Genomic DNA, 26,959 nt, shown 5'->3' with positions numbered 1-26,959 from the left:
GCGCGAGGTCGGCGTGCCGTCCATGTCCTTTCCCCACCGTCCTGGCACCCGTAGCGCCGTCCGGCGGCACGCCGCGTCCCAGCCTCCACACGAACGACGCACGGGTTCGTCCTCTGGCTCGCCTACAGTGGAAGTTCCACGTGGGGCAATGTCGCAGGAGACGTACACAGGAGACGTATACAGGAGACGCACATGGGCGACCAGCCTTCACCCAGGCCGACCGGACGACCCCACGGACGCCCTGTTCGGTATGGAGGACATCGACACCGGGCAAAAGCACCACTTCCCGGCCGTCGTCGGCCCACTGTTCCGCGACTCCCCGACCGCACGTCGACTGCTGTCCGTACGGGCGATCCACGCGGAACCCGCGGCCGCGGCCTCCCCGCGCGGCCGGCAGATCATCGCCCGCTTTCCCGACGCCGACATCATCACCGTGGACTCGCACTGGAAGATCCCCGCCCTCCACGGCAACGAGGGGAACATCGACCGCTGGGTCCGGATCAAGAGGGAAGTTCTGGTCCTGGGGGAGAAGAAGACGCTCACCACCCGCCCCAACGGCCGCTCCGCGGACTGGATCGCCCCTGGCCCCGCCAATGGCTGTGCCATGGCCTGCGCCTACTGCTACGTCCCGCGCCGCAAGGGCTATGCCAACCCGATCACCGTCTTCACCAACATCGAGCGCATCATCGCCCACCTCTCGCGGCAACTCGCGCGCCTCGGCCCCAAGGCAGAGCCGAACCAGTGCGACCCCACTGCGTGGGTCTACGACATCGGAGAGAACAGCGACTGCTCCGTCGATGCCCTGATCAGTGACAACGTCGCCGACCTTGTCCGTTCCTTCTCCCGGTGGCCTTCCGCCAAGGCCTCTTGCGCCACCAAGTTCGTCAACCCGGACCTCCTCCTGCTGGATCCGCGTGGTCGTACCCGAGTGCGGTTCTCCGTCATGCCGCAGGAGGACTCCAAGCTGCTGGACATCCGTACCAGCCCGGTGGAGAGCCGCATCGCCGCCGCTGGGGACTTCCTGGAAGCGGGGTACGAGGTCCACTTCAACCTCTCACCCGTCGTTCTGCGCCCGGGCTGGGAACGCGACTGGTGCCTCCTGCTGCGGCACATGGACGACGTCCTGCCCCGTCCGGTGAAGGACCAGGCGGCCGCAGAGGTGATCATGCTGACGCACAACGAGGACCTGCACGACCTCAACCTCGGCTGGCACCCGCGTGCGGAGGACGTCCTGTGGCGGCCCGACCTCCAGCAGCCCAAGCGTTCCGAGAACGGCAGCTGGAACGTCCGCTACCGCAACGCAGTGAAGGCGGAGGCCGTCGAACGGATGCGCACGCTCGTGACCACCCACGCCCCTTGGCTCCGGATCCGATACGCCTTCTGAACCCCTGGAGGCAGACCTCTCCCTGGCGGTTGTCGTCACGAAGGCGTAATGGGGGCCACGTGGCGGTTGGTTGTCAGCGGGTGACCGTGCCGGTCTTTGACCAGCGGGTCGCCAGGACTACCCGAGGCCGCTGTCCGTACCCCGCTATGCCCACCGCATCCCATGGCGGAGAGCTGCTCGATGCGCTCAGGGGTCGTGTCGTGGCCCGAGCGGCGACGGCGGTGCTCTCGGCGTACGCCTATCTGTTGGTCGCGGCACTGGGGTCGTCGGCACCTCGTGGAGAAGTCGGACCGACCAGGGAATCACGCTCATGGTGAGGGAGCCAGCCGGTCGCCGACGAAGCCGAGTTCGAACCAGGCAGGGCGGGTTTGGTCCTCGGCCAGGGGCCACTCCCAGGGGCCGGTGAAGTGGGCGCGTGCGTGGTCGGGGCCGGCCACGGATTCCTCGTAGCCGGCGCCCGCGGAGCACCCCAGAGGCCGGCGGCCGCTCGTGGCGATCGTTTTTGGCGTGGGTCGCTAGCTGACCTGTGCACCCGCAGCGCCCACCCGCTCGACGCGGCTGCTCGAGGCGGTGCCGATCCCGTGGACCGACCTCACCTGAACTGCTCGCGACGCGGCCTGCCGCACCGGCTGCTGAGCTACCTCAATGTTCCTCAGAAGGAGCGGTCTCGCCTTCCCGGCCTGTGGATCTTGCGCGTACCGTCTAGTGACCTGAGTCAGAGATTCGGTGGCAGTAGGCGGCGACTTTGTCGAGGATTAGGCAGCTGGGTTTCTGCAGTACCTGATCGCTTGATTCGGACAGCTGTCGTGTGCCGGTCTGCCCGGAGCGCGCCTCGCAGCGTGCCGAGGGTCAGCACATGCGTGATCAGCGAGATGAGGATCAAGGCGTCCGCACGTCGGAACACCCAGGCGGCACTGTCTGCTGACCTCACAGACGGGGCCGCAGGGGCCGACGCGGTGGTGTTCGTGTGCGCTACATGCGGCGTCCCCTGAAGGTGCCGCTCACCCGGCTGCCCGAAGTACCCGAGGTTCCCTCCTACGCGTGGTGGCACGCCGATGAGCCGGGCCCGTCACCGGCGACCGTGCCGCCAGGCTGCTACGCAAGCGAGACGGAGCCGTACGGTGGGGCCCTTGGTCGTCGCCCAGGTGCACGGGCCGGACGGGCCGGTGCTACCGCGCCACGGAGGCCATGTGAACGTCGATGCGTAGCCCTTGGTGTCGCCCTCCGGCTGCGACGCAGCGCCCCACACACCGTTGGGGAGCTCACCGTGTACCGGACATGACCAGTGAGGCCCCAACTGCCGCAGAAGATCACAGCAGCCCCGCGGGCCCGCAGCGGCCTCGGCCGCCCGACGGCACGGCTACGCCCAGGTCTCACGTGCATTGCCGAGCACGGATGGCCTGGGCGCGCCCCCTCGTGCGGGCGCAGCCCGCGTATGCGCGGGGGAGCCGCTGGATCTCACCGAAACCGGCGGTGCCGCCGGTACGGCTGAAAGATCTGAACCAATACCGCGAATCAGGCCGCGACGAGCTCCTGCTCGCGGACCGGCGTCTTGACCATGGGCTTCTTGTTCGGCAGCGAGAGCCGGAAGACCTTGTGCCAGGCGGAGAACACCTGCTTGGGCAGCGGCCCGGTGACGTACTCCAGCTGGTACTTCTCGAACAGCGCGCGCACCTTCACCGCGACCTCGGCGTACCGGTTGCTCGGCAGGTCCGGGAACAGGTGGTGCTCGATCTGGTGCGACAGGTTGCCGGTCATGAAGTGCATGGCCTTGCTGCCGCTGATGTTCGCCGAGCCCATCATCTGCCGGAGGTACCACTGGCCGCGCGTCTCGCCCTTGATCGACCGGCGCTCGAAGACCTGCACGCCCTCGGGGAAGTGCCCGCACATGATCACCGAGTGGGTCCAGATGTTGCGGACCAGGTTGGCGGTGAACGTGGCGGCGAGTGTGGGGAGGAACGACGGGCCCGACAGCAGCGGGTGGATCACGTAGTCCTTGAGCACTTGTTTGCGGATCTTGCGGCCCACGGCCTTGGCCCGCGCGCGGAACTCCGGGTTCTTGCGGCGGCGCTTGTTCAGGTTCTTGCCGAGCTCCAGGTCGTACGCTGCGATGCCGTACTCGAAGAAGCAGGCGTTGATGAAGTTCCACAGCGGCTGGCCGAGGTGGAGCGGGTGCCACTTCTGGTCCTCGTCGACGCGCATGATGCCGTAGCCGAGGTCGTTGTCCTTGCCGATCACGTTGGTGTACGTGTGGTGCAGCTCGTTGTGCGAGTGCTTCCACTGATCGGCCGGCGAGACGTGGTCCCAGTCCCAGGTGGTGGAGTGGATCTTCGGGTCCCGCATCCAGTCCCACTGGCCGTGCAGGATGTTGTGGCCGATCTCCATGTTGTCCATGATCTTCGCCACGGACAGACCGGCGGTGCCGATCAGCCACGCGGGCGGGAAGATCGAGAACAGCAGCACGCCCCTGCTGACCAGCTCCAGCTTGCGCTGCGCCGCGATGACCTTGCGGATGTAGGCCGCGTCCTTCTCGCCGCGGCTGGCGATCACCTCGTCGCGGATTGCGTCCAGCTCACGGCCGAGCTCCTCGATCTGCTCCGCGGTCAAGTGGGCGGTGGGGTCAATGGCGGTCAAGGTGCTCCTACCGTTCGATGTCGCAGGCGCCCGCGGCGGCGGACACGCAGGTCTGGATGAGGACGCCCGGCTCGGCTTCGGTGATCTCACCGGTGCGCAGGTCGCGGACGGCGCCGGCTTTGAGCGGCGTGACGCAGCCGAAGCAGATGCCCATGCGGCACCCGGACGGCATGAGCACGCCGGCCTCCTCGCCGACGTCCAGCAACGGCGTGGCGCCGTCCGCGTCGACGGTCTTGCCGGTGGTGCTGAACGTGACCTCGCCACCGTCGCCGGTGACGACGATGCCGGGGCGGAAGCGTTCGGTGTGCAGGCGCTCCCGGACGCCGTGCTCGGTCCAGTGGTCCTCGGCGGCGTCCAGCAGGCCCGCGGGCCCGCAAGCCCAGGTCTCGCGCTCGGCCCAGTCGGGGACGAGTTCGTCGAGACGGGCGATGTCGAGCGGACCGTCCGTGTCGGTGTGCAGCTCGGTGAGACGCAGCTTCTCGTCCGCGACCAGGTCGTGCAGATCGTTGCGGAAGATCACGTCCTGCGGCCGTGGCGCGGAGTGGACCATGACGACGTCGTCGAGCTCGATGTCGCGCAGCATGCCCATCACTGGCGTGATGCCGCTGCCGGCCGTGAGGTAGAGCACCTTGGCTGGCTTGGCCTGCGGCACCACGAAATCACCGCTCGCCTGGTCGAGCTGGACCAACGTTCCCGGTTTAGCCCTGCGGACCAGGTAATTGCTGACCTTGCCGTCCGGGATCGCCTTCACCGTAATCGTGACGCGGCCGTCCCGGCGGTTCGTCGGCGAGGTGAGCGAGTAGGCACGCCACAGGCGCACCCCGTCGACGTCGACCCCGATCCGCACGTACTGACCGGCTGTGTGACCGCGCCAGCCCCGTCCCGGCCTGATCACGACGGTCGCGGCGTCATCCGTCTCGGGGTGCACGGCCTCGATGCGCCCCCGCAGGTCGGCGCCCGCACGCAGCGGGCTGACCAGGTCCAGGTAGTCCGACGGCAGCAGCGGCGTCGTGACCATCTCCAGCAGTTTCCACGCCCTACTGCGGAGGGCTGCACTCGTCATGACTCCAGCTTGGTGCGCCTCAGGGCGTAAAGTCCTGTCCGCAGGACGTGAAACTGATCGGCTGGATTGTTCGCAGGGAACAAAAGATGAGCCATGCAACCCGGAGGGCCACCGAGCTGGCCCTGGACGAGACGACGGTCACCGCACTGCGGGCCACGCTGAAGACCACCGCCGACGAGGTCGTCCAGGCGATCATCGACGAGGTCCCTCCCTACGCCAACGCCCTCTCGGGCCGCATGGGCGCCACCATCCGCCGAGCCGTCCGCACCGCCCTGGGGCACTACCTGAACCTCGCGAGCGGAAACGCCACGGGCGGCGACGCCGGTGACGCAGCCTACGAGCTGGGTCGCGGCGAGGTGCGCGACGGCCGTTCGATGGACGCCCTGCTCAGCGCCTACCGCGTCGGCGCCCGCGTGGCCTGGCGATGCCTGGCCGCGGGTGCCGTACCGGCAGGTCTGCCCGCCGCCGACGTCGCGAAGTTCGCCGAGCTGACCTTCGCCTACATCGACGAGCTCTCCGCCGCGAGCGCCGCGGGCCACGCCGACGAACTGGCCGCCCAGGGCCGGGCTCATGAGCGCCACCTGGAACAACTGGTCCGTGACCTCCTCGCCGGCGCGAACCCGGACGTGCTCCTTGCCGCTGCTCAACGGGCCGGGTGGCAGCCTCCGGTTTCACTGACCGCGGTCCTGCTGCCCGCAGCCCAGGCCCGGCCTGCCTACCGCGCGCTCGACCCGAGCACCCTCGTCCTCGACGATCTGCCGGACGCCTCCGGCGTGTTGCTCGTCCCAGATGCCGACCGATCACATCTCTTGAGGCAACTGACCGACCGCACCGCCGTGGTCGGCCCGGCCCGCCCGTGGACTCGTGCGTCCGCCTCGTACGCACGAGCCGTCCGCGCGCGCTCCCTCTCCTCTGATATTCGCGACACCGAGGAGCACCTGCCCGAGCTGGTGCTGAGCGCCGACGTGGACGCCTTCGCAGACCTGCGTGCCCGAGCCCTCGCACCGTTGCAGACCTTGCCTGTCGCGACCTCGCGGCGGCTGGAGGAGACGTTGCGGGCGTGGCTTCTGCACCATGGCCGGCGGAACGAGATGGCGGCGGCGTTGTTCGTCCATCCCCAGACCGTCCGGTACCGGATGTCGCAGCTGCGGGAGCTGTATCCGGATCTCAGGTCGCCGCACCGGGTCCTTGAACTGACGCTGGCGGTCGGTCTTCGGGTCAGCTGACGCCTTCTTCGACCGTCCACGACCGTGCACCGACCGGACCCCGCCCCACCGGAGTCCCTCGAAGGCTATGTCCGCACCGCGTTCAAGCCCTGGAACGTCGGCGCGATCGTGGACGACGGCTTCACATCTCTTACCTGGTTAGCCCTCGCAAGGGTTCGCGGTGGTGATGGCCTGCACAACTGCCTGAATGTGGTTCTGCTGTGAGGGCTTGAGGGGAGGAGGCTGTCAGTGCGCGACGCTGATCAGTCCTGGTGCCAGCACGTTTGCCTGGGTCATGCCCCCAGGTCCTCCGTCACCGGCAGGCACTCGGCGAGTAGATCGACGACGTCGCGCCAGGCTCGCTGGGCGTGCGGGGGGTGGTAGCCGACACCGGGGACCACGGGGTGGTCGACCGATGGGTGGTGGAAGGCGTGCAGGGCGCCGCCATAGACCGTGAGGCGCCAGTCGACGTCCGCGGCCTGCATCTCAGCGGTGAACGCGTTTCGTTGGGCGGGCGGCATGATCGGGTCTTCCGATCCGACCCCGGCCCACACCGGGCAGCGGATGCGCGCTGCCTCGCCCGGTCGGCCCGTGGTGGTTGCGTTGACTGTCCCGATCGCGCGCAGGTCGACGCCGTCGCGCCCGAGTTCCAGCGCGATGGCGCCCCCGGTGCCGTAGCCGATGGCGGCGATCCGGTCGGGGTCGGTCCGGGGCTCGGTGCGCAACTCGTCGAGTGCCGCGTGGCCGATGCGCCGCATCCGGTCGGGATCAGCGAGCAGTGGCAGGCAACGGGCCAGCATCTCCTCGGGGTCACCCAAGTAGCGCCCGCCGTGAAGGTCGAAGGCCAGAGCTACATATCCCAGCTCGGCGAGAGCGTCGGCCCGGCGGCGCTCGACGTCGCTGAGCCCCATGCCCTCTGGTCCGAGCAGCACCGCGGGCCGGCGGTCGACACCGGCCGGGAGCGCGAGGTGCCCGACCATCGTCAAACCGTCGGCCGGGTACTCGACCGTACGCGTCGTAATCGTCGTCATGAGACTGGACTGTAGTGATCGTCGAGCCTGGTCCGGCCGGTGTTCTGCCGCGGGCAGAACAGCGTAGGTGTCCCTCTGAAATACGGAACGGGCCCGGCGCTCAGGGCTTCAAACCCATCCCGTCCCGCCTTTGGCGCGCATCTCGGTCACACCCCTGGATGGCTTGATCAGCACTTGGCCTACGATGCGACGGGGGGTCTCTGCGAGCGAAGATCCTTCTTGAAGATCCCCCAAGCCCTGTTACTGCTCCCGCGTTGGCGAGCCGACCGGGAGTTAGGCCACTCCCTGCTTGACGTGCTGCCAGAGGGCTTCGACCGGCTTGAGGACATCGCCGGCGAGGCTCTGCCCACCTTTACGCGCTGGGCACTGATACAGATTCCGTTGAGTTCCCTTCCTACGAAGTAGCAGCAGTTTCAGGTACCGCTCCGCGGCGTCAAGCCTGGGCGTGACCGCCAGTGGCTACCAGAGACCTATCGGCGCCAGGTGCCCCCGGCTTCGGGGGCCAGCTCGGAGACGGCACAGACTCTCGCCGCGCCGCGGCGCCCGCTGATCTGGTCGACGCATTCGGGGATGGTCCAGGCGATGCCGCGTCTGCGGAGGTAGGCGCGGATCTTGTGCGAGCTGTAGTCCTTCTCGCCGACCACCCGGGCCGGACGGGTGCGGGGCCGGCGGGTCCGCACCGTTTGATGCAAGTGCGGGAACTGTTTCCCAGGCGTTTTCCCAGAGCCGCAGGATCGCCGGGTGCTTCTTTCCCCTGGCGTCGGCCGATGGACGGCGTCGAGGGGCCGGTCCTGAGGCTTCTGGACGGGAGCTGAGGCGGTGGCCTCCCCCTGGTTGTGGGTGAAGTGGGCTGGCGGCAGATGTCTTGACGGTGTGGACTGTGGAAAGGGGAGGCCCGTCATAGCGTGGTCTGTCACCCGCTCCGGTCGGGGCCAATTGCCAGGGCGAAGCAGCGTACCCAAAAGCAGAGGGCCGCGAGAGTCGTGGTCACGGTGGTGACGATGAGGCCGTTTGGTGCACTGCTGTAAGGCGATGGGTCGGCGGTTGCGTTCAGCGATGCCGAGGACGGCCACGTTGGCGGAGGTGCTGAGGGTGTGGCGTCGCCGCAGTGACATCATCGGACGCCGAGCCGGGATAGCCGACTGCGCCTGGGGCGAGAGGTGCCGGAAACCCGGGGAGACGGGTACACCCGAAGAGAGGGCAGTAGGGGCACCGGTCGGCGCCCCCTGTGGAATCGGGACGAGCACGGGCGCCCCGGTCCGCGCTTTGAGACGGCGGCCCGGGGACACACCACGCAGGCCTGCCGCAAACCCTCGCGGACGCGGTAGTCCTCCAACCGGCGCCTACCTGCGGAACAGCGCCCAAGGAGTCGCCTTAGTTGCCGATACCCGCGCTGCCGACTCCGGCGTTGCCGATTCCAGCACTACCGATCCCGGAGTTGGCGATGCCGGCATTGCCCAGCCCCCCGTTCACCTCGCCGGCATTGCCCACACCCCAGTTGCCGATACCCGCATTGCCTACGCCGGAGTTACCGATACCCGCATTGCCGACACCCCCGTCGGCGCTTGCCACGGCGGCGCCGCCGAGGGTCATGACAGCGGCGGCACCGACGACAGCCGCCATGCGGAGAAGATGAGCACGCATCACTAGATACCTCCTGTTTTCCGACGATGTCTCTATATCTCTAACATGCTGATCCCTCGAAGGCCGGACACAATCAACTGCGCACACCCAAGTGGCTCACGGTAGGTGTCCGTGGGAGTCGCTGAACCGGCCGGTGGCCGTCGCCCTCGGCACGTGCAGTGGTCCACGTACGACGGACAGCCCTACCGAGCTGCCGGCCTGTCACCTTTTTGGCACTTGTGGGGTGCCCTCTCCTGTGAGTGTGCGGGGTGGTGGCAGGCGGTCGATGGCGCTCATCTCCATCGGCATACGGACCCGGCCGATGGTGGTGTGCAGGGCGACGGTGGTGTGCCAGTCGCCTTGTTCGCGTCGGCGTCGGTAGTGGGCTCCGGCACCTGGCGAGTGGCGAAGCGCGGAGAAGGCCCATAGGTAGCCGGCGTGGTTGCGTCTGTCGTTCGTCACCCACCGTCTGGTGATGGCGGACTTCTTGCCCGAGGCGCGGGTGACGGGTGAGGAGCCGGCGTAGGCCTTGAGACCGCGGGCGTCAGCGAAGTGCGTGCGGTCGTCCCCAACCTGGGACAGAACACGGGCGGCGAGCTGGACACCAAGACCGGTGAAGCTCAGCAGCACCTCTGCGTCCGGGTGCTGGCGGAAGGCCTCCTCCACCGCCTCGGCGAGGCTGTCGGCAGCGGTGCAAGCCGGAATCTACCGGCCTGCATGGTGCCCGCCGCATCGCGGTGTAGCTACCGCTCCCTCTCGAAGGAGACGAAAGCTATGCCCGCGAATCGAATTGTCGCGGTCATGGCGGGCCCGCTTGCCGCAGCAGCACTAACGTTTTCGCCGGTGCTGATGACGCAGGTGGCAGCGCCGTCTTCTACCCCATCCGCAGCCCCCCGTGCCCCACGGGCATCGACCGCCTCCACAACCTCACGTGCGCCACCATCCCGCACCCCGAGAAGCGGGAAATGTGGCAGTCCAGACGAAAACGCCTCTGAGGAGTCGTTTCTCTACCGATCGCGGTGGGCGTGAGTTCGAGTGTGACTGCCTGGCGGGTGATCTTTCGGCGGTTTGGGTATCAAGCCAAGGGTGACCGGCGAGCGAGGGGGCGGACTTCGAATGGGGGCAGCGGACGAGCCCGACCTTGAGGAGGGGGAAGGCTGGCTGACGAAGGCCGAAGTCCAAAAGGCCTGGCCGCAGATCAGGCCGATCAGTATCACGGCCGTGGCGCTGGCCAACAGCGTACGTACCTCGGCTGCGCCCTCCCCGGACCTTACCCGCGAGCCGACCTACCACGCGGCCGACGTGCGCCAAGTCGCCGTTCGGATCGCCCGGGGTGAGGCCGATGTCGCGCCCCGGCAGCGCGCCGACTCCGACGCTGCACACGACGACGCCACACCCGGCGCACCGGTTTGGCAGCCCGTCAGTTGGGGGTCCGAGAACGTGCCGGGGCTGGTCCTGCTGGCGATCATCGTGGGGCTGTTCCTCTGGGGCCTGACCCACAACCACGGCACAGTGACGAACTTCGTGCGCTGAGTGCAGTAGAAGCTCCGTGAGGGTCTGCTCGTACAGGGGGCTGGCCCGGCCCGGATCCCCCGCCGACCGGTATGCGGCGGCGAGGTTGTTGCGGGAGGCCGTGTTGGGGTGGCTTGCCCAGCACCCGCGGCGCGCGAAGTGATTCCCTGGCGACATCGAGGTGGCGCAGTGCGGTCCGCGCTTGTGCGATCAGGTCATCGGATAGCGGGTACCCCGCCGTCCACGCAGTCGGCAATGGTGTGGGTCGCCCCCGAGAGAGCCTCCCCGAGGGTGGTCACGTCGCATCACGGGCGGACTGGCCACGCTCGGTGCGGGGGTCGATCACCGCCTCGAAAACAGCGCCGAGCCCGCCCTGAGTTCCGGACCGGCCCCGGCTCCAAGCGAGTCCTGGAACGCGCGGTATTCCGGCTCGAAGGACACGACATCTAAGACGATCTGATCCGCGGCGAATGGACCGACACCCACTCCTGCGGAGTTCTCGCCCGCCACCCGGACCGAGCACGGCATGCCCCACGCAGGGAGGTGGCGTCATGAGGGACGCCACCCCATCCGCCCGCCAGTGAACACCGGTACCCAGTTGCGGGCGCGGGTGGTGGAGACCGCCGTCCCGGAGGCGATGGGGCTCGGACGACAGCACGCGGCTCCGTGCTCGGCGCCCGGCAGGGAAGCCGGACTCGGTCTCGCAACGCCCTTGTCAAGGCGCAGGTGATGGCAGCGACGGCCAGCCGGACGGCGCCGCTCGCCGGGGGAGAGGGGGCGGGGGTGTGCGGGAACGAGGCCACGCGCTCCAGGCGGTCGTGGCGGTTCACCCGGACGGTCCGCTGATCTACCGAGGGAGTTCGCCCTGCGCGACTTCGATGCTTGTGTGCAGATCGTCGGCGGCCTCCACGGCCGATGTCGCCGACAGCGCCAGACAAGCCAGCAGGGCGGCGGCGATGGCGATCCGGGTGTCGCGCCGAGTGCGCGCGGTCCCGGAGTGCTGGTCGAGCAGGGCCGCGACCCGGCGGGGCACGGGGCCCGCCGTCGCGGCCAGCGCGATGCCGGGCCGTCGTCGCGCGGCGGCCGGACAGGCGGCGCGGGCCGCGCGGACGGCCAGGGCGGCCTTGCCGATGGCCTGCGCCGTGAGGCGCCGGTCGCCGACGGCGTGGGCGGCGTGCTCGTCGGCGCTGCGCTCCAGGGCGTATACGAGCGGTTCCCGCAGGGCCCGCAGTGCGGGGTGGCACAGCGCGGCCAGCTCCACCACGGCGGTGAAGCGGTGGTGCCGGCCCGTGAGGTGGGCACGCTCGTGGGCGAGCAGAGCCTCGCGCTCGGCGGGCGACAGGGCCCGGAGCATGCCGGAGGTCGCCACGATTCGGCCCGGGCGGCCGGGCAGCGCGTAGGCGTCTGGAAAGTCGTCGGCTAGCACGACGAGCTCGCTGCCGGCCCGGGCGGCCAGCCGCCTCGCCTCGCGCAGCTGCACCAGGCGCCGGTACAGCCCGCGTACCAGCACGAAGGCGCACCACGCCAGCAGGCCCGAAGCTGCGAGGGCGACGGCCACGACGGAGTCGGGGGAGCCCGTGGCGAGCGGGGTGAGCAGCCTGCCCAGCGTCGCCACCGCGTGCAGGCGGGTGGCGCCGGGGATGACGAGCAGCGCAAGCGCGGTGGTGCTGCCGAGGGCAAGGCCCGCTGCGGTGATCGTCAACAGCCACGCCGCCTGGGCCGGGGGCAGGCAGGCGACCAGCCGCCGGCCGGCCGGGCCGGCCAGGAAGGGGACGAGCAGCGGCAGCCACACCATGTAGATCATGTCGCGCCTCCTTCAAGGAGGGCCCGCAGGAGCCGCTCGTCCTCGTCGTTGAGCTGCGAGACGAACCGGGACAGCACGGCGCCCCGGTCCTCGGTCTTCTCCAGTTCCGAGTGCATCCGCCGGGCGGTCAGGCCCGACGCGTCCTCGGTCGGGACGTACGCGAACCCGCGGCCCGAACGGGAACGGGTGACCGTCCCCTTCTCGTACAGGCGGGACAGGATCGTCGTCACGGTCGTCCGCGCGAGCGAGGAACCCAGCAGCCGCTGCACCTGAGCCGGGGTCTGCGGACCATCGGCGGCCCACAGGGCGGCGAGCACGCTCGCCTCCAGCTCGCCCGACGGCCTCCGCTCCCCGTTCGTATCACCCATGGAAAGACCCTCCACACAATTACGTCTACAGTAATGTAGACCGTCTACTTCACTGTAGACGCCGGAGTTCCGGTCCGGCCTGGCCCACTCACATTATGGGAGCAGCACATCATGGCCCTATCAGCCCTGACGGCAGCGCCGCAGGCCGTGAACCTCCTCGACGCGGGCTCGCTGCTCTCGGCGTTCGGCGCCCTCGGCATCGCGGCGGTGATGTTCGCCGAGACGGGCCTGCTGGTCGGCTTCTTCCTGCCGGGCGATTCGCTGCTCTTCACCGCCGGACTGCTGTGCGTGCCCGGCAACCACGGACCCGTGCACCTCTCCCTCCCGCAAGTGCTGGCCGCCGCGGTCGCCGGAGCCCTGCTGGGCGCCCAGGCCGGCTACCTGATCGGCCGGCGCGGCGGCCGGGCGCTGCTGTCCCGCAGCCACAGCCGCAAGCTCCACGAGGGCGCCGAGCGCGCCGAGGAGCTGCTGGAGCGCTACGGGCACGCCAAGGCCATCGTGCTGGCCCGCTTCGTCCCCATCGTGCGCACCGTGCTCAACCCGCTGGCCGGCGCGCTGAACGTGCCCGCACCCCTCTTCACCCTCTGGCAGATCGTCGGCGGCCTCCTCTGGACCGTCCTCCTCGTCTTCGCCGGATACGGGCTCGGTTCCTCCGTGCCGAATGTGGACCGCTACCTACTGCCCATCGTGGCCCTCGTGGTGCTCGTCTCCCTCACCCCGCTGGCCCTGGAGATGCTCCGCGCGCGCACCCGCAAGACGTCGAACGGAGGCTCGCAGTGAGCCTGACCGCCCTGGACGGCCCGTCCGTCGACGGCCCCCTCTACACCCGCGTCACCGATCTCGCCCACCGCGCGCCGGGCTGGCTGGACTCTCTGATGTCGGCGTGGTCGACGTACGGCTTGGCGCTCTTCGCACTGCTCATGCTGGCGGCCTGGTGGCGAGCCCGGCCGACAGACGCGGGGCGGATCGCCATGGCGTTGGCCGCGCCGCTCACCGTGGTGCTGGCCTTCACCGCCGACACCCTGCTCAAGTCGGTGATCCGAGAGCAGCGGCCCTGCCAGACCCTGCACACCGTCACGCTGGAGGCGTGCCCCCCTCTGGGCGACTGGTCCTTTCCGAGCAACCACGCCGCCATCGCCGCGGCCGCCGCGATCGCCATCTGGCTCACCGACCGCCGCCTCGGCGCCGTCGCCGCCGCCGCGGCGCTCCTGATGGCCTTCTCCCGCGTCTGGGTCGGCGCCCACTACCCGCACGACGTCGCCCTCGGCCTGGTCGTCGGGGCCGCTCTGGGCTGGCTCCTGACCCGCACCGCCCGGCGCGGCGCCCCACTCGTCGAGCGGGCGCGCAATACTCGGCTGCGCCCACTGGTGGCCCCGAGATGAACCAGGACGCCGCGCCGGCGGACCGCGGCCGCCGCGGCACCGGGGCGGCGCTGGGCGTGGCGGCGCTGTGTGGCGCTCTCTTCGTCCTGCTGGCCGCGCTCGTCGCGAGCCGGCACGGCGTTCCCTACCCGGTGGACCGGAGCATGCACCTTTGGTCCGCACGCCACCGGCCGGACGCCGTCGTCACGCTCGCGCGCACCGTCACCGCGACCGCGACCGGGCCCTTCCCCTACCTGTGCGCTGTCGCCGCCGGACTCCTCGTCGGCCGCGACACACGCGGGCGGCTGCTGGCCGCAGCTGCCGCGCTGCTCTTCCTCGGCATCGCCCAGGCGGCCCGATACGGCGTGCTCCACCTGCTCCACCGGGCCCGCCCCGACACCGTGGACTGGCTCACCCAGGCCTCCGGCTACTCCTTCCCCTCCGGTCACACCAGCACTTCCGCGCTCATGGCCGGGCTACTGGCCTGGGCCCTGTTCCAGCGCACCCGCCCCATCCTCGCCAGGACCGGCTGCGCACTCATGGCCTGCTGGGCCGTCGTCGTCGGACTCAGCCGGATCTACCTCGGCGTGCACTGGCCCAGCGACGTCCTCGGCGGCTGGCTGTACGCCCTGGTCTGGCTCGGCGTCGGCTACGCCCTCGCCCCCGCGGTCATGCGCAGGGTCGTGCGGGTGTCCGGGAGCGCGGTCTGACCCGCGTCCCGTGTGGTGGCGCACCGTGGTGCCATGGACCTTCACACATGCGGAGCGGCCCCACCCGGATCGGGTGGGACCTCTCCGCATGTGTTCCGTATGTGTTCCGGCCGGATGCCGGTGCCGCTACCGTCCCGGCATGCAGACGCCGTTCGTGACGGACCCGGACCACCCCGCGTGCGCGACCTGCCCCGCGCTACGGCTACCGCGTGCCGCGTTCGTCGTCTACGACCGGCCCTCCCGGGAGTGCCCCTTCGACCCGGCCGACGGCTACCGGTACACCGCCGACGGCATCCCGGCGTGCGTTCACCCCCACAAGCTCGGCGTGGAGGCGGACCGGATCGCACCACCCTCCCTCCCCACCCCGGCCGCCGGGCCGCAGGAGCCGCGCCGGTGGTGGCGCCGACGCTGAGGTCGAGCACCTCGCCGGCGCGGGTGCCGCGTCATCACCTTCCGCGGTGGGTGAGGTCAGATCTCCTGGAGCGGCTTGTCGAGTTCACCGGCTGCCGGCCGGTCTCACCGAACGGCGGGGTCCCGGGCCGAACTTGTCGACCGGTAGAAGGCACGGGATGAAGCAGACACTCAACTGGCGGTGCTGGAGTGGGTCGGAAAGGGATGTTCCGAAGGGACCGCCACCACGTACAAGACGAGCTGCCAGGCCCTGCAGAACCGTGGACTGGTCAAGGTATCCAGGCGTAGTGGGGTGTGGACGGCGGCCCTGACCGACGCTGGGCGCCATTACCTGGCCCATGGCACCTACCCCGCACCGAAATCCCCGACGCGAGCGCTTCCCATCCCCCGGCTGCCCAAGGTCACCACGCCATCTTCGCCACCCGGTGTTCCGCAGCAGCCCCGTAAGACGTTCACCGATCAGCTCTTGGAGGAGCTGCAGGCAGCCGGCGGCAGGATCCTGAGGTCGGGCCCCGACGCCGACGCCTGGTTGAGCCGTGCCGCGTCGGCGAGCCGATCCGGACGGATCCAGGAGACCAAAGAGCTGCAGTACTGGAAGTGCCCTGAGGGTGTCGAGATCAAGCTCGTGGACATTCCCGCGTGGCGCCTGACGGTTCTGGAACCGGTAGTGGTGCCGGTACGGCTGACCCGTCCGCATGCCGTCGTCCAGGCGATGCGGAAGGCAAAGCAACCGCTCGGGCTGACACGGCCAGTCCAGCAACGCGCTCTGCGGATCGTGCACGCGCTCCTCACCGCGGTCGAACGCAACGGCCACACCTGTGCTGCCGGCACTGTGGGCGCGGGACCGCGGCATAACCGCCGCCTTCCGCATGATCCACACTTCACGATCAAAGCCCAGGGGGAGACGGTCGAGTTCCGAGTGGTCCAGGAGAAGGACCGCAGCGAGCACGTTCCGACGGACGAGGAACTCGAAGAAGCCAAGAGGTACTCCTGGGTCATGATCCCCCGTTACGACTACACACCCTCCAATCGGCTGCGGTTCGACCTTCGAGGCGGCCATGCCCGCCATGGGTCCGAGTGGGCGGACAACTCCGAGCGTCTCCTGGAGGAGCAGCTCTCAGAGATCGTCCACGAGATCGGATTGCGTGGTGAGGCGGCCGAGCGTAAGCGCTTGGCCGATCTTGAGCAGGCACTCCAGAAGCACTTGCGTTGGGAAGCCGCGATGGCCGAGGTCCGCGACCAGTACGCCGAGGACTACCGTGTCCGACAGCTGGACTTGCCAGAGGCTGCTTGGCGCCGCGCGACACGCCTGGGCGAGTATCTGGAAGCCGCCCGCGCGCACGTGGCGACGTTGCCACCTGGACCGGAACGAACGGCGGCTGAGGAGTGGATGCAGTGGGCCACGGAACACGTGGCCCGCGCCCATCCGAGGTTTCAGCAGCTTCGGCTCCCACGGATCCCCGAACCCCGCGCCGACGATCTGAAGCCGTTCCTCCGCGGCTGGAGCCCGTACGGCGCCTACTGACTCGGATCGACGTCTTGAGGCTGCGGGAGTGCCTGAGGTCTCAGAAGCTGCGGGGCCGGCGCGGGTTACGTTGCCATCCGGCGGTCCTGGCCGGACCGGACGGCACCGATTCCGGCCCTGACCTACAGCGGGAGTACCTCGCTTTGCTCGCGGTGTCGATGACCGGCCGTACCGATCTGCCGGTGATCGCCGCGCCCGGCCCGCAGGGACGGATGGGCTGGGCGGTGGTCGAGCACCGCGTCATCGTCGCCGTCTACCCCTCCCCGCTGTTGCTGCGCCTGGTGGACGCGTCGGGGGTCCAGCGGATCGCCCGCACCACCGCGTGCGAGGAACTCGGGTGCGCAGCCGAGTGCCCGCATCCCGGCGGGACGCGTCCCGGTGGACGTCCCGCCCACAGAACTGCGGGTGGGTGACCAGGTCCTGACCGGCGGCCGTCTGTCCGCCCTCACCGACCTGCGCTACCGCCACAACGCCACCCACACCATGATCCCGGACAACGGCCGGGTCGCCGTCGCACACCGCACGGTGCGCGTCTACCGGCCCCGAACCGACTGCCCCCCACGCAGCCGGATCACGGGCCGGCTGAGTGCCTGTGTCTGAACCCGGGGCACGCATTTGGCCGGGTCGGGAATCGAACACGTGCGGGCTGCCCGATTTATTAGAGTGAGCTGTCACCGTGCTTGCGACTCCTGAGGAGTACAGGGAGGCGGAGGATGCCGTCCGTCGTCTCCAAGAGGTTCTTGCGCTGATCGCCGAGGCAGACGGCCCCGGCGGTGTTTGCCCGGGTCAGGAACCGAACGGTGTTTGCCCGGGTCAGGAACCGAACGGTGTTTGTCCGGGTCAGGAACCGAACGGGGCCTGAGCAGGCAGGTGGTCGCCCAGGTCACCACGGGACGTTGCCCGCCATACGAACCGGCCGATGTCGCCGGCGCCCCGCTCTCCTTTGGCCGGCTCATGCAGGCGGCGCCTACCGGCGGGCCGTGTGTGGTGTCGCTCTGTTTCTCGCCGCGCTGCTGCTTGGTGTCGGGTTGTTGTCGGGCGGCGGTGATGCGGCGGTGCGTGGTGCGGGTGCTGATGGTGTCGCGGGTGGCGAGTTCGGCGGCGGTCGGTGGGCAGGTGCTGCTGCACATCGGAGACGACGCCGTACTCCGCCTCACGGGACTCCGCGACCCCCGCGGGCACCCGTCCCGGCGATGGCCCCCTCAAGAGTCCTTCCTGCGGCTCCTCGCGATCACCGGAACCGACACCGTTTTCGACGTGCGCCCCAGCGTCGAGGACGCGGTAAGGCCCTGCCCGAAGGCAGCTTCCTCCGACGGGGCCGGGGCTCCTTCTTGGGGTCAGAGCAGGTATCCCGCGGGGTGTCCGTTCGGGTCGTCGGCCAGGGTGATGGTGGCCCGGATGAGTTTGCCGACCGGCTGGCGTCGTACTTCGAAGCTGTGGCAGACGCTCATCACGATTTCCAGGCCGTGTTGTCCGATCCTGCCGGGGTCTGTCTCCCTGGCTGCCGGCATCGTCGGGTCGGTGTCCCACACGCTGACGACCACGGCGCCTTCGTTCGTCGCCATTTCCAGCAGGCAGGGCCCCGGGGCGTATTTGCGGCTGTTGGTCACCAGCTCGCTGACGACCAACTGCACCATGTCCATCACCCGCTCCGATACGGGGATGCCGTGGACGCCTTGCACCTGGGACAAGTAGTCGCGGGCGGCTGCCCGGGCCTCGGCCAGCGGCTGTGACCCGCAGAAGGCAACCGTCGTGCTTATGGAGCGGCCTGCAGTCGACGGCCCCGCGTTCTCGCTCACCACAAGCCTGTCCACCGTTCCCGCCTGACTGATCGAGCCAACCGCTTCCCCTTTGCCCCCCAAACGAGAACGTATGCAGGTGGTGTTGAAACAAGCACTGCCGCGTCGCCTGTCTCGTACTCGACGCCGCGATGGACGCGGCCGCGGCGGACGGTTCGGGGTTCCGCTTCGCTCCACCCCGAACGGCCTGCTCTGCAGGCCCGTGGCAACCAGCAGCACCCGGTCCTCCAGGCACAGCCGCTACGGCCGGCCGAGCTGGACGTTACCGCCACGACTTTCGGACCCAGCCCGACCAGCTTGCGGAACTGCGACTCGCTCAACCCCGAGAACGGCTCGATTGACAGTGGGACTCACTCTGCACCGGAGCTTCGGCAGCATCGAAGGCGTCGTGAACCGCATCAAGAAGATCAAGAGGCAGCTCTTCGGGCGAGCCGGGTTCGCACTCCTACGCAAGATGATCCTGCTCCAGTAACGCTCCGCTACCACTCCTCAGAACCGGTTATCGAGAGCGCCGGGGGAGAGGAGTGCGCCAGGCGGCTTTGTCTGCCGGTCATCGGTCCGACCAGTGCCCGACGGGGCGGTGGGGACAGGTGCGGCACTCGAATACGTAGACGTTGACGCCGCAGGTGTCCAGAAGAGTGGGGTTGAACGCTTCGGATTCCCATAGCCGGCGGGTCTCGGTGTTCTCGGCCGTCCGGTCTTCCTCGGGAAGCCAGGTGCGCCAGGACTCACTGTCGAATTCCCTCTCGGCCACGGTCAGCAGGTGCTCCATCCGGCCACCGCACGTTTCGCAGTCCGGCCAGCGGGGCTCCTGGCTCCAGCCCGGATAGCCACCCAGCTTGATTCCCGGTGCGTCGGCAAGATGCGACGAGTACCACAGGCCGGTCTCTGCCAGCAGCGCCTCGACACGGACTTCGAGTGCGTCGCGCAGATCCCAGGGACGGTCATTCCTCGGGTACTCGGCCACCTGCTCGGGGTGAACGACGCAGGGCGCCGGGTACCAGCCGTCGGGAAGCCCGGCCGCCGACGGTGCAGGTGCCGCCCCCACATCTCCGATGGCAAGGGAGTCTCGCCAATACACCTGGGGCAGCGGGTGACAGTAGGTGCCGTGCGCGTAAGGACACCACAGGACCTGGAGGAGGTCCGTTCCCTCTGGAAAGGGCAGGCTGGGTACGTCGGAGCGGTGGATCTGCACGATGGGGGCCATCGGTGCGGCAGGTTCGAGGCGGCTCGTGGTGTCCGGGTCGTAGTGCTCGGCTTCGCACACCGGCCATTGCTCGTCGGCGGGCCACAGCAGCGGGCCGCCGACAGAGCTGTCCTGGCACGTCGGAGAACCGGGGCGCGGGTGCAGGCGGACGGACTCACGACGGAAGGGAAGCAGCTCGGGGAAGAGGCTCTCCACGTCGACCGGGCGGTCGGGTGTGTGACGGGACATGTGCCGAACTCTAGAACCGGGGTCCGACACCAGCCTCACCGGCCTCGCCGTGCTCTGGAGCAGGGCACTGGATTCCCAAAGAAGAGAGCCAGCTCTAATGGCCGAGCCGGATTTTCGCGACCTACGAGTACTTCTTGGAACCCGAGGCCGACTGACTCGGACCCGAGCTGAATGACAGGAGCCGTGCAGCGTCACGCCGCCCGCGGGGCGGGAGCCGGAGCGATGGACGCTTGACGGAACTCGTCTCTTTGCTCGCCCACTCGGCGGGTCCGGCCGCATGAGGCGGCCGGACGCCGTCTCGCGGGTCGTCAGAAAGCGATTGTGCAGGCGATGATGACGACGAGCACGATGACCGCGGTCAGAGTGAAGCTAAAAGGACGCTTTGTCCCGTCGAGGGTATTTGGCGGTAGTACGGATGGCTGTCCTGGCGGGGGCGTCTGAGCTTTCCGACATTCCGGGGCTTTGTGGGCGGTCGAGCCATCTGCAGGGAGAGGGGTGTCCACCGGGGGCCGACCTTTTGACCCGACAGACTGGGCGGAGCCCTCCCCCCCCCCGCGTTCGCCTGGTCCAAGGGCCTGGGGTGCACCCCCGGAGGGCGTACACGCGCGCGAGAGGGGCGGCAAGCGAGTCCGGGGTGCGGGAGCCGGTCGGAAAGCTTTGAACCTGATCGACGCCCGCCAGAGCGCCCACGCGGTCCCGGCCGGGCTGAGCGGCGAGGCACCCCCCTGGTGCGCGTTCTGTTCAGCTGTGCGTGCTGCTGGCGGCGGCGGTCCCCGCGGCGGCCGGCGGGCCGTGCGCGTCGGGCTCTGCCGGATGGGAATGCCGGGTGGGGGCTCCCGCCCTACGCTGGCCGTATGTCCGATTTCATTGCCTCCGGCGCCTCGGCCGACGACCTGCCCGCACCGGCCGAGGGTCTGCTGCTGACGCACTTTCTCACGGTCGGTGACGTGCCTCGCTCGCGGGCGTTCTATGCCGATGTGCTGGGCGGGCAGGTGGTGCTGGAGGAGAACCCCTGCATCATCAAGGTCGCCAACAGCTGGATCATCATGAACCCCGGCGGCGGTCCCACGGAGGACAAACCCGACGTCACACTGCGCCCACCGGAGGACCGCCACACCGCCTCCAGCTTCCTGAACGTACGGGTGGCGGACATCCGCGGCTTCTACGCGGCGGCCCGCGCCAAGGGAGCCGAGTTCCTCACCCCGCCCATCGACCGGCGCGCGGAGCTGCGCTGCTACATGCGCGACCCGGATGGCTACCTCATCGAGGTCGGCCAGTCCACGGGCCTGCTCAAGGGCATGCTGGCGCGCACTGATACCGAAGCCTGACCACTGCACCGCGCTGCACTGCTGACCGAATTCGTCAGATGCGACGGACCGGGTCCGTGATTCCGCCGGGGCACGCAAGCGCCGCGATGTCCCATCCGGCGCGTTGGGCCCCGGCCTGGTAGGCGCTTTCGTAGAAGGCGAGCACGGCGGCACGTGGATCGGCCTCGGCGCGGGCCGCTTCGTAGCGCAGCACGGCCAGGTGGCTGTCGCCGCGCGCGACCCACTGCGCGGACGCCGGGCTGAGTGGCGCTTCGGTCAGACCGGCGGGCTCGGGGGCGGTGTACGAGTAGAACGCGGGCTCGGCAAAAGTGTCGTCGCCGAACCAGAAGCCGGAGCTGATCACTTCCGAGGAGTACGCCTCCCGGGTGACGGGGTCGGCCTGCCTGGGCTGGTCGACCCGGCGCCCGGAGAACCGGCTGTGGGCGATGTCGAAGGTGTGCCAGAAGTGGTGCACCGGGCTGGCCTTTCCCGAGAAGCCCGCCGCGAACTCCTCCAGCACGGACGCCACCTGGCTCAGCACCCGCCAGTAGCGGTTTGCGGCTACCGGGTCGTAGGTCGCGTGCTCGGTGTCCTCGGCGAACGGCCGGTCGGCGTCGGGTAGATCGAAGGGCCTGGGAACAGCGATGTTCACCCGGACGCCCAGCGCGGCCAGAGCAGCCAGGCTCTGATCGTAGAAGGACGCGACGGACTGGCCCGGAAGCGGAAAGGACCGCTCTTCGCCGTCCAGCGTCATGACGGCGAGCCGGTGGTCGACGAAGTCGAAGTCGACCGTGAAGATCGGATTCCCGTCGACCTGACCCATCGGACGGGTGGTGATGCCGCGCCCAGTGACATGGAACGGGACGTTCCACCAGTGGTTGCGCCGAGCGCTCGCGGCCAAGCGGGTCTTGCCGACAATCTGCTCGAAGCGGTGCAGCGTCTCCTTCGTGTCACGCCACTCCCGCAGCGGCGCCGGCGGAAACAGCTCCATCGCCTGCTCCTTCCCGCCCGGCGCTCCCGCGGCGGCCGGGCCGTCTCATCATGACCCCGCCGGGGGCATCCCGCACGCCGCCGAGGGAGCGGTCCAGCCCAGCCGCCGCACGGCCCGCCGCCCAAGTCCCGCCGCCCTCCGGTCAAGGCGGGAAACCGGCGGGCCACGTCATAGACAGCCACGGGCTCATCCAACCCGACGCCAGTGCAATCCAGCTCCCCCGAAGCCAAGAACCCTGGTTCCAACATGCGTGGCCAGGTCCCACCTATCGTGTCCCGGCTCAACGGGCACAGCCGTCGCCCACACAGCCGCACCTGCGACAGTGGCCACAACAGCTGTCGGCCGTGGCAATTGACCTGCTGACGCCCGTCGACTGGGTCGGCCCCGGCTCGGAGGGCCTCGATATGGGGCTGCTGGCCCCCGGCGACGTCCCGGCGCTGACTGGGAGGGGACGCCCGCCGCGATGAGGATGAGGCTCGGGTGCCGGCCCGGGGGTGACCTGGCACCCGGCCGGGTCAGAGGGCCTTCGCGTGGCCAACTAGGGCTGACACTGTGACCAGGTACGACCGACAGGGGCCCGGCCAACTATCAGTGACGGTCATACGTGCCACGGGGCGGGTCTTCGCGCTGCTGCTGTGCTTCCTGCTGCGAGACCGCCGTAAGGGGTGGAGAGGGACCGCAGTGGCTCTGACGAGATGAAGCGCATCACCCGCTGGTACACCCCGCTCACCACGGAGGCCCGGGCGAAGCGGTTCGCCAGCTCCGAGCAGCCGGGCACCGTCGTCACCGTCCCGCAGCCCGGCGGTCGCGCGGAGCGGTTCCGGCTGACGGACATGCCGCTGTACGGCCCCCACCGCGGCACCTTCGCGGCGGACCGGATCGACTACCTGTAGGCCGTCCGGGGGAGTGGCGGAGGCTGCCTCGGCGGCCCTCGTGGACGGCGAAGCGGCGGGAGGCGTACGCGGATTTCGGTGTCCTGGATGCGGGGCGTGTCCTTTTGCCCGCCGTACGGGATAAGAAACACATAAAATTCGCACGCATGGGTGGAGGGGGTCCGGGCAGTAGGCGGTTCGGAGGTTGATAACTATGGTTCCCCTGCTTCTCGTTCTTCTGCTCGCTCTGATTCTGTTCGGTGCCGGTTTCGCGGTGAAGATCCTCTGGTGGGTCGCCATCGCGGTGCTGGTCCTGTGGCTGATCGGTTTCGTCGCCCGTCCCAAGGGTGGCAGCGGCCGCTGGTACCGCTGGTAGCCGCCCACGAGACCAGCCCGGAGCTGACACCGCACGGCTGTGGCCTGCACCCTTCACAGGGTGCAGGCCACTGTCATGTCCGACGCTCCGGGGGGCAGAACCCGATGTTGGGTGAAAGGGGACGACGGGGGTATCCGAGGGGACGGCCGGGGCGGTCGCCGTGACGCAGCAGGGAACCTGCTCACCTCCAACGATCGACGGCCGTCCCGGCCCCGGCGGGGCGCGTCCCAGTGGACGCGCCCCCGCACGGAACTTCGGATGGGGGACCAGGTCCTGACCGCCAGCTGTCAACCATCACCAACCTGCGCTACCGCCACGGCGCCACCCGCACCATGATCCTGGACAATTGTGCGGCGGTGGGCGGTGCGGGTGCTGATGCCGACGCGGGCGGCGACCTGTCCGGCGTGCGGGCCGACCACCGCCTCTCCCGGGTCCACGGCACTCCTGCGCAGCGCTCAAGTGTGGTCCTGAGCCGCACGCCCGGGCCCCGCCCCATGCCCTCAGGACCGGTGCGGTCCGGCGGCGCCCCGTTCGAAGCAGTGCGAGTGGCCGATGACGGAGAAGCCGCGGCGCTCGTACCAGTGTCGTGGCCAGTCCGTCGCATCAGCGGTGAGGAACCGGGTACCGCAGTCCTTGTCGGCGGCCAGGCGCAGGGCGGTGGTCAGGACGGCGTCGGCGTAACCGCGCCTGAGGTGGGCCTCCGAGGTGATCAGGTCCTCGACCTGGGCTGTGCCGGTTGCCGGGTCCAGATAGAGGTCGGCCCATGAGGCGACCTCGCCCTCCTCCGTGCGGGCACCGAGGAAGTGCACGATGTCGGCCCCGCGGCGGCGAGCCTCGCGTCGGTCGACGAGATGGCGTATGACCTCGTCGTCGACGTCCGGGAGAAGGCTCCGCCAGCGCCTGGTGAGTGGGATACGTATCGCGTCGAGGTCCGCCTCCTCCGCGGACCCGCTGGCCGGCACCGGGCCCGTATGCAGCATGACCAGATAGGTGGAGTGGGTGTATCCATCCCGGATCAGCGGCTCTGCGCACGCCATTCCGACTTCGTCGTCAAGGAAGGAGATCATTCGGTGCGGCAGATGCCCCAGTGTCTCCTCCGCGATGGCGGGCACCGCCTCGGAGTCAACGATGCCGTCGATGATGATCTGGTTATTCGCACGGGAATGCGCGAAGGCGTCGTCGTATACGGCGAACCCGCCGGGGAGTTCGACGATGCGCGCGGCCTGGCGTCGGGCGAAGGCCGACAGGAAGGAGTTGATCCGCTGCAGTTCTGAGTTGGGCATGGCGGGAGCGTAAGCAGCCGTGGACCATGACCGCCTACGAATTCCCCCGGAGAACCCCGGAGTGCAGCCCAGGCGATCGGAGAGACGTATGCACACTGGGCCTCAGCGTGCCACGGACGCGGTCCGGATCGGTGTCTTCCGCCATCGCCCGCACCCGGCAACGCCCCTGCGCCCTCCGCCTCGTCCGGGCCGAGGTAGCCGCCCTCACCGGCCCCCCGGGCGGGCGCCGCGGGAGGCGGCCCGGTCCTGGAGGGTGCGCAGCAGGTCGAAGCCCGGGGCGTCGACGGGGCGCTGGGTGTTGCTCAGGACGATCGCGGCCGTGCCGGTCTCGGGATCGAAGCCGACGAAGGACGCGAAGCCTCCGGTTCCGCCGTTGTGCCAGATCTGCACGTGGGCGCCCTGGCGGGGGTGCAGGCGGTGGGCCCGCCAGCCGAGGTGCATCCAGGAGAAGCGGTTGTCGCGGTGCTCGACCTGCCGGGTGAGGCGGACCGCCTCCGCCAGCTCGGTGGGGCCGCCGCAGTCCAACTGGGCCCGTACGTAGGACACGAGCTCGGTCGCGGACGACCGCAGGCCTCCCGCCCCGGCCAGATCGGCCAGGTTCCACGGCGGGGTGGGGCGGCGCCTGCTGTCGTGGCCCTGGGCGAGTCGGCCGGGCCGGGTGGCGTCAGCCGCCACCCCGGTCGCGGACATGCCGAGCGGCGCGCACACCTGGGTGGTGACCAGTTGCCCATAGGTGCTGCCCGCGCGGCGGGCGAGGGCCAGTCCGAGGAGACCGGCACCGAGGTTGGAGTAGCGCCCCCGTCCGCCCGGGGCGGTGCCGAGGCGGGTGCGGGCCAGTCCGGACAGCAGCACGTCCGCGGTGCAGCCTGCGTACGGATCGGGGGTGCGGGGGCGCAGCAGGGCCCGCAACATCATGCCCTTGGGCAGCCGGGGCAGACCGGAGGTGTGGGTGGCCAGGTGCCGCAGGGTGATCTCCTGACCGTCCCGCGAGGGTACGGCCGTGCCCTCGGGCAGGAGCCGGGCCAGCGGCTCGTCGAGCTCCACCGTGCCGGCGACCGCCATCCGTGCCAGGCACAGCGTGGTGAAGGTCTTCGTCACCGAGCCGATCTCGAAGAGCGTGTCGGCGCCCGGTGTCCCGCCGTCGACCCTTCCGGTGGTTCCCGCCGCCGCGTGTGCGACCTGTCCGTCGGCTACGACGGCGACGGCGACGCCGACGTGCCCTCGGGCGAGCCGCTCCGCGGTCGCCAGGGCGAGCGTGTCGAGGTCTTGAGCTTTGTCCATGTCCGGATCATGCGGGTGGGAGCACATCCGCCGACAGCGCCCGAAGACTGATTTGCGGACCGTCGCCATCCGCCCTGAGGAGGAGAACGTCATGGACCTGATCACGGCACCGCCCGCCAGGTGACCCCCGCTGCTCTGCAAGGCGCAAGCGGAAGCCGGTCGGTCTTCGAGCTCGTCCTCGGCGCTGGTCCCCGGAAGCAAGAGCAGCCCGGGGCCGGCACTACGGGGCGGCTACTTCCGCCAGAACAGGTGGTGCGTCACTCCGCTCGGGCTGGGGACGGCCTCCATGTGGAACCGGTCGAGCAGCTCGTCGGGGGACTCCCAGAGCCGTAGTCCCGACCCGAGCTTCATCGGCGAGACCACCACGTGCATGGTGTCGACCAGGTCGGCGTCGAGGAACTCCCGGATGGTGGAAACCCCGCCGCCGAGCCGCACGTCCTTGCCCTGCGCCGCCTCCCGGGCCTGCTCCAGGACGGTGGCGGGGCTGCCGTCGACGAAGTGGAACGTGGTGTCGGACAGCGTGAACGAAGGACGCTTGTGATGGGTCAGGACGAACACCGGGGTGTGGAACGGGGGCTCGTCGCCCCACCAGCCCTGCCACTCGTGGTTGAGCCAGGGCCCGCGCTGGGGCCCGAACTTGTTGCGGCCCATGATCTCGGCGCCGATGTTGCGGGCGTAGTCCCGCGTGAAGTAGTCGTCCAGGCCGCGGCTCCCGCCGGGGTCGGTGCGCATGGGCCAGCTCGCCGTGGCGCCGGCCCAGGAGAACAGCCTCCCGGGATCGACATGACCGAACGGCCTCTCGAGGGTCTGGTCCTCACCGGCACCGATCCCGTCACTCGAGACGTTGAAGTTCTGGACTCTCAGCAGCTGAGCCACTTGCTCCTCCTGTGTTGTCGACAGCAGTGGTGTGACTTGCCGGGACGGGAAAACTCATCGCTGCGTCCGGGATCGGTCGAAAACCGGGCGGCCCGGTATCTCGACCTG

Annotated in this window: 27 protein-coding genes and 2 pseudogenes; 14 read left to right on the top strand and 15 right to left on the bottom strand. The window is 69.5% G+C overall.

What is annotated here, in order from left to right; translation table 11 throughout:
• The first annotated feature begins 250 nt into the window (after positions 1–250).
• Positions 251–1,384 (top strand): spore photoproduct lyase family protein, encoded by a 1,134-nt coding sequence (locus OG861_RS00810; RefSeq protein WP_330260956.1) that lies wholly within the window; start codon positions 251–253, stop codon positions 1,382–1,384.
• Between the two features lie 308 nt (positions 1,385–1,692).
• On the opposite strand, the gene OG861_RS00805 is transcribed toward OG861_RS00810, so the two are convergent.
• The 3 genes from OG861_RS00805 to OG861_RS00795 all read right to left on the bottom strand — a co-directional run bounded on the left by OG861_RS00805 (position 1,693) and on the right by OG861_RS00795 (position 5,081).
• Positions 1,693–1,821, bottom strand: coding sequence for a hypothetical protein (locus tag OG861_RS00805; RefSeq protein ID WP_329201580.1), 129 nt, complete (start codon positions 1,819–1,821; stop codon positions 1,693–1,695).
• 1,078 nt (positions 1,822–2,899) lie between these two features.
• Positions 2,900–4,018: a fatty acid desaturase family protein gene (locus tag OG861_RS00800; RefSeq protein ID WP_330260955.1), complete on the bottom strand. Its 1,119-nt coding sequence runs from the start codon at positions 4,016–4,018 to the stop codon at positions 2,900–2,902.
• Positions 4,019–4,025: 7 nt separating this feature from the next.
• A complete protein-coding gene (locus tag OG861_RS00795) occupies positions 4,026–5,081 on the bottom strand; it encodes a ferredoxin reductase (protein WP_329201586.1) in 1,056 nt (351 codons plus the stop codon).
• A gap of 86 nt (positions 5,082–5,167) precedes the next feature.
• Here OG861_RS00795 and OG861_RS00790 point away from each other — a divergent pair, with 86 nt between their 5' ends.
• Positions 5,168–6,307 (top strand): PucR family transcriptional regulator, encoded by a 1,140-nt coding sequence (locus OG861_RS00790; RefSeq protein ID WP_330260954.1) that lies wholly within the window; start codon positions 5,168–5,170, stop codon positions 6,305–6,307.
• Between the two features lie 272 nt (positions 6,308–6,579).
• Here OG861_RS00790 and OG861_RS00785 read toward each other — a convergent pair whose 3' ends face one another.
• The 4 genes and pseudogenes from OG861_RS00785 to OG861_RS00770 form a co-directional block, all read right to left on the bottom strand.
• Positions 6,580–7,317 (bottom strand): dienelactone hydrolase family protein, encoded by a 738-nt coding sequence (locus OG861_RS00785; protein WP_329201590.1) that lies wholly within the window; start codon positions 7,315–7,317, stop codon positions 6,580–6,582.
• Positions 7,318–7,806: 489 nt separating this feature from the next.
• A pseudogene (locus OG861_RS00780) lies at positions 7,807–8,017 on the bottom strand (hypothetical protein); the annotation flags it as partial.
• A 674-nt stretch (positions 8,018–8,691) separates the two neighbouring features.
• A complete protein-coding gene (locus OG861_RS00775) occupies positions 8,692–8,940 on the bottom strand; it encodes a hypothetical protein (protein WP_329201594.1) in 249 nt (82 codons plus the stop codon).
• Positions 8,941–9,270: 330 nt separating this feature from the next.
• A pseudogene (locus OG861_RS00770) lies at positions 9,271–9,636 on the bottom strand (transposase); the annotation flags it as partial.
• A 420-nt stretch (positions 9,637–10,056) separates the two neighbouring features.
• On the opposite strand from OG861_RS00770, the gene OG861_RS00765 reads away from it, so the two are divergent.
• Complete coding sequence (locus OG861_RS00765) at positions 10,057–10,473, top strand: hypothetical protein (protein WP_329201596.1); 417 nt, start codon at positions 10,057–10,059, stop codon at positions 10,471–10,473.
• 826 nt (positions 10,474–11,299) lie between these two features.
• On the opposite strand, the gene OG861_RS00760 is transcribed toward OG861_RS00765, so the two are convergent.
• Together OG861_RS00760 and OG861_RS00755 are read right to left on the bottom strand one after the other, a co-directional pair.
• A complete protein-coding gene (locus OG861_RS00760) occupies positions 11,300–12,256 on the bottom strand; it encodes a M56 family metallopeptidase (protein ID WP_329201598.1) in 957 nt (318 codons plus the stop codon).
• On the bottom strand, positions 12,253–12,624 hold the full coding sequence (locus tag OG861_RS00755; protein ID WP_329201600.1) for a BlaI/MecI/CopY family transcriptional regulator: 372 nt from the start codon (positions 12,622–12,624) through the stop codon (positions 12,253–12,255). Before OG861_RS00755 ends, OG861_RS00760 begins: the two co-directional genes overlap by 4 nt.
• Before the next feature lie 111 nt (positions 12,625–12,735).
• Between OG861_RS00755 and OG861_RS00750 the strand changes: the two genes are divergently transcribed.
• The 7 genes from OG861_RS00750 to OG861_RS00720 all read left to right on the top strand — a co-directional run bounded on the left by OG861_RS00750 (position 12,736) and on the right by OG861_RS00720 (position 17,231).
• Positions 12,736–13,404 (top strand): DedA family protein, encoded by a 669-nt coding sequence (locus tag OG861_RS00750; protein ID WP_329201602.1) that lies wholly within the window; start codon positions 12,736–12,738, stop codon positions 13,402–13,404.
• A complete protein-coding gene (locus OG861_RS00745) occupies positions 13,401–14,006 on the top strand; it encodes a phosphatase PAP2 family protein (RefSeq protein WP_329201604.1) in 606 nt (201 codons plus the stop codon). The genes OG861_RS00750 and OG861_RS00745 overlap by 4 nt, the downstream gene beginning before the upstream one ends.
• Entirely contained in the window at positions 14,003–14,695 is a 693-nt protein-coding gene (locus tag OG861_RS00740; protein WP_329201606.1) for a phosphatase PAP2 family protein, read from the top strand. The genes OG861_RS00745 and OG861_RS00740 overlap by 4 nt, the downstream gene beginning before the upstream one ends.
• Positions 14,696–14,834: 139 nt before the next feature.
• Positions 14,835–15,107, top strand: coding sequence for a hypothetical protein (locus tag OG861_RS00735; RefSeq protein WP_329201608.1), 273 nt, complete (start codon positions 14,835–14,837; stop codon positions 15,105–15,107).
• Between the two features lie 465 nt (positions 15,108–15,572).
• Complete coding sequence (locus tag OG861_RS00730) at positions 15,573–16,631, top strand: hypothetical protein (protein ID WP_329201610.1); 1,059 nt, start codon at positions 15,573–15,575, stop codon at positions 16,629–16,631.
• 158 nt (positions 16,632–16,789) lie between these two features.
• A complete protein-coding gene (locus OG861_RS00725) occupies positions 16,790–17,044 on the top strand; it encodes a hypothetical protein (protein ID WP_329201613.1) in 255 nt (84 codons plus the stop codon).
• Positions 17,037–17,231, top strand: coding sequence for a hypothetical protein (locus tag OG861_RS00720; protein WP_329201614.1), 195 nt, complete (start codon positions 17,037–17,039; stop codon positions 17,229–17,231). The genes OG861_RS00725 and OG861_RS00720 overlap by 8 nt, the downstream gene beginning before the upstream one ends.
• A 737-nt stretch (positions 17,232–17,968) precedes the next feature.
• Here OG861_RS00720 and OG861_RS00715 read toward each other — a convergent pair.
• Entirely contained in the window at positions 17,969–18,430 is a 462-nt protein-coding gene (locus OG861_RS00715; RefSeq protein ID WP_443056728.1) for an ATP-binding protein, read from the bottom strand.
• A gap of 343 nt (positions 18,431–18,773) precedes the next feature.
• Here OG861_RS00715 and OG861_RS00710 point away from each other — a divergent pair, with 343 nt between their 5' ends.
• Complete coding sequence (locus tag OG861_RS00710; protein WP_330261990.1) at positions 18,774–18,902, top strand: hypothetical protein; 129 nt, start codon at positions 18,774–18,776, stop codon at positions 18,900–18,902.
• Between the two features lie 78 nt (positions 18,903–18,980).
• On the opposite strand, the gene OG861_RS00705 is transcribed toward OG861_RS00710, so the two are convergent.
• Complete coding sequence (locus OG861_RS00705; protein ID WP_330260953.1) at positions 18,981–19,865, bottom strand: DUF1963 domain-containing protein; 885 nt, start codon at positions 19,863–19,865, stop codon at positions 18,981–18,983.
• Positions 19,866–20,719: 854 nt separating this feature from the next.
• Between OG861_RS00705 and OG861_RS00700 the strand changes: the two genes are divergently transcribed.
• On the top strand, positions 20,720–21,193 hold the full coding sequence (locus OG861_RS00700) for a VOC family protein (protein ID WP_329201618.1): 474 nt from the start codon (positions 20,720–20,722) through the stop codon (positions 21,191–21,193).
• A gap of 34 nt (positions 21,194–21,227) precedes the next feature.
• Here OG861_RS00700 and OG861_RS00695 read toward each other — a convergent pair whose 3' ends face one another.
• The gene (locus tag OG861_RS00695) at positions 21,228–22,163 is read right to left on the bottom strand and encodes a DUF5996 family protein (RefSeq protein WP_329201620.1); all 936 of its coding nucleotides are present in this window, start codon (positions 22,161–22,163) and stop codon (positions 21,228–21,230) included.
• A 695-nt stretch (positions 22,164–22,858) separates the two neighbouring features.
• Here OG861_RS00695 and OG861_RS00690 point away from each other — a divergent pair.
• Positions 22,859–23,056, top strand: coding sequence for a hypothetical protein (locus OG861_RS00690; protein WP_329201622.1), 198 nt, complete (start codon positions 22,859–22,861; stop codon positions 23,054–23,056).
• A gap of 193 nt (positions 23,057–23,249) precedes the next feature.
• Entirely contained in the window at positions 23,250–23,411 is a 162-nt protein-coding gene (locus OG861_RS00685; protein WP_037792689.1) for a hypothetical protein, read from the top strand.
• Positions 23,412–23,911: 500 nt separating this feature from the next.
• Here the strand turns inward: OG861_RS00685 and OG861_RS00680 are convergent, their stop codons facing one another.
• The 3 genes from OG861_RS00680 to OG861_RS00670 form a co-directional block, all read right to left on the bottom strand.
• Positions 23,912–24,694 (bottom strand): GNAT family N-acetyltransferase, encoded by a 783-nt coding sequence (locus OG861_RS00680; protein WP_329201623.1) that lies wholly within the window; start codon positions 24,692–24,694, stop codon positions 23,912–23,914.
• Between the two features lie 204 nt (positions 24,695–24,898).
• Entirely contained in the window at positions 24,899–25,975 is a 1,077-nt protein-coding gene (locus OG861_RS00675; protein WP_329201625.1) for a serine hydrolase domain-containing protein, read from the bottom strand.
• Positions 25,976–26,206: 231 nt separating this feature from the next.
• Positions 26,207–26,851 (bottom strand): dihydrofolate reductase family protein, encoded by a 645-nt coding sequence (locus tag OG861_RS00670; protein WP_329201627.1) that lies wholly within the window; start codon positions 26,849–26,851, stop codon positions 26,207–26,209.
• Between the last annotated feature and the right edge of the window lie 108 nt (positions 26,852–26,959).

The sequence above is a fragment of the Streptomyces sp. NBC_00539 genome (assembly GCF_036346105.1).
GTDB lineage: Bacteria > Actinomycetota > Actinomycetes > Streptomycetales > Streptomycetaceae > Streptomyces.
This window is presented reverse-complemented; position numbering and strand designations above follow the sequence as displayed.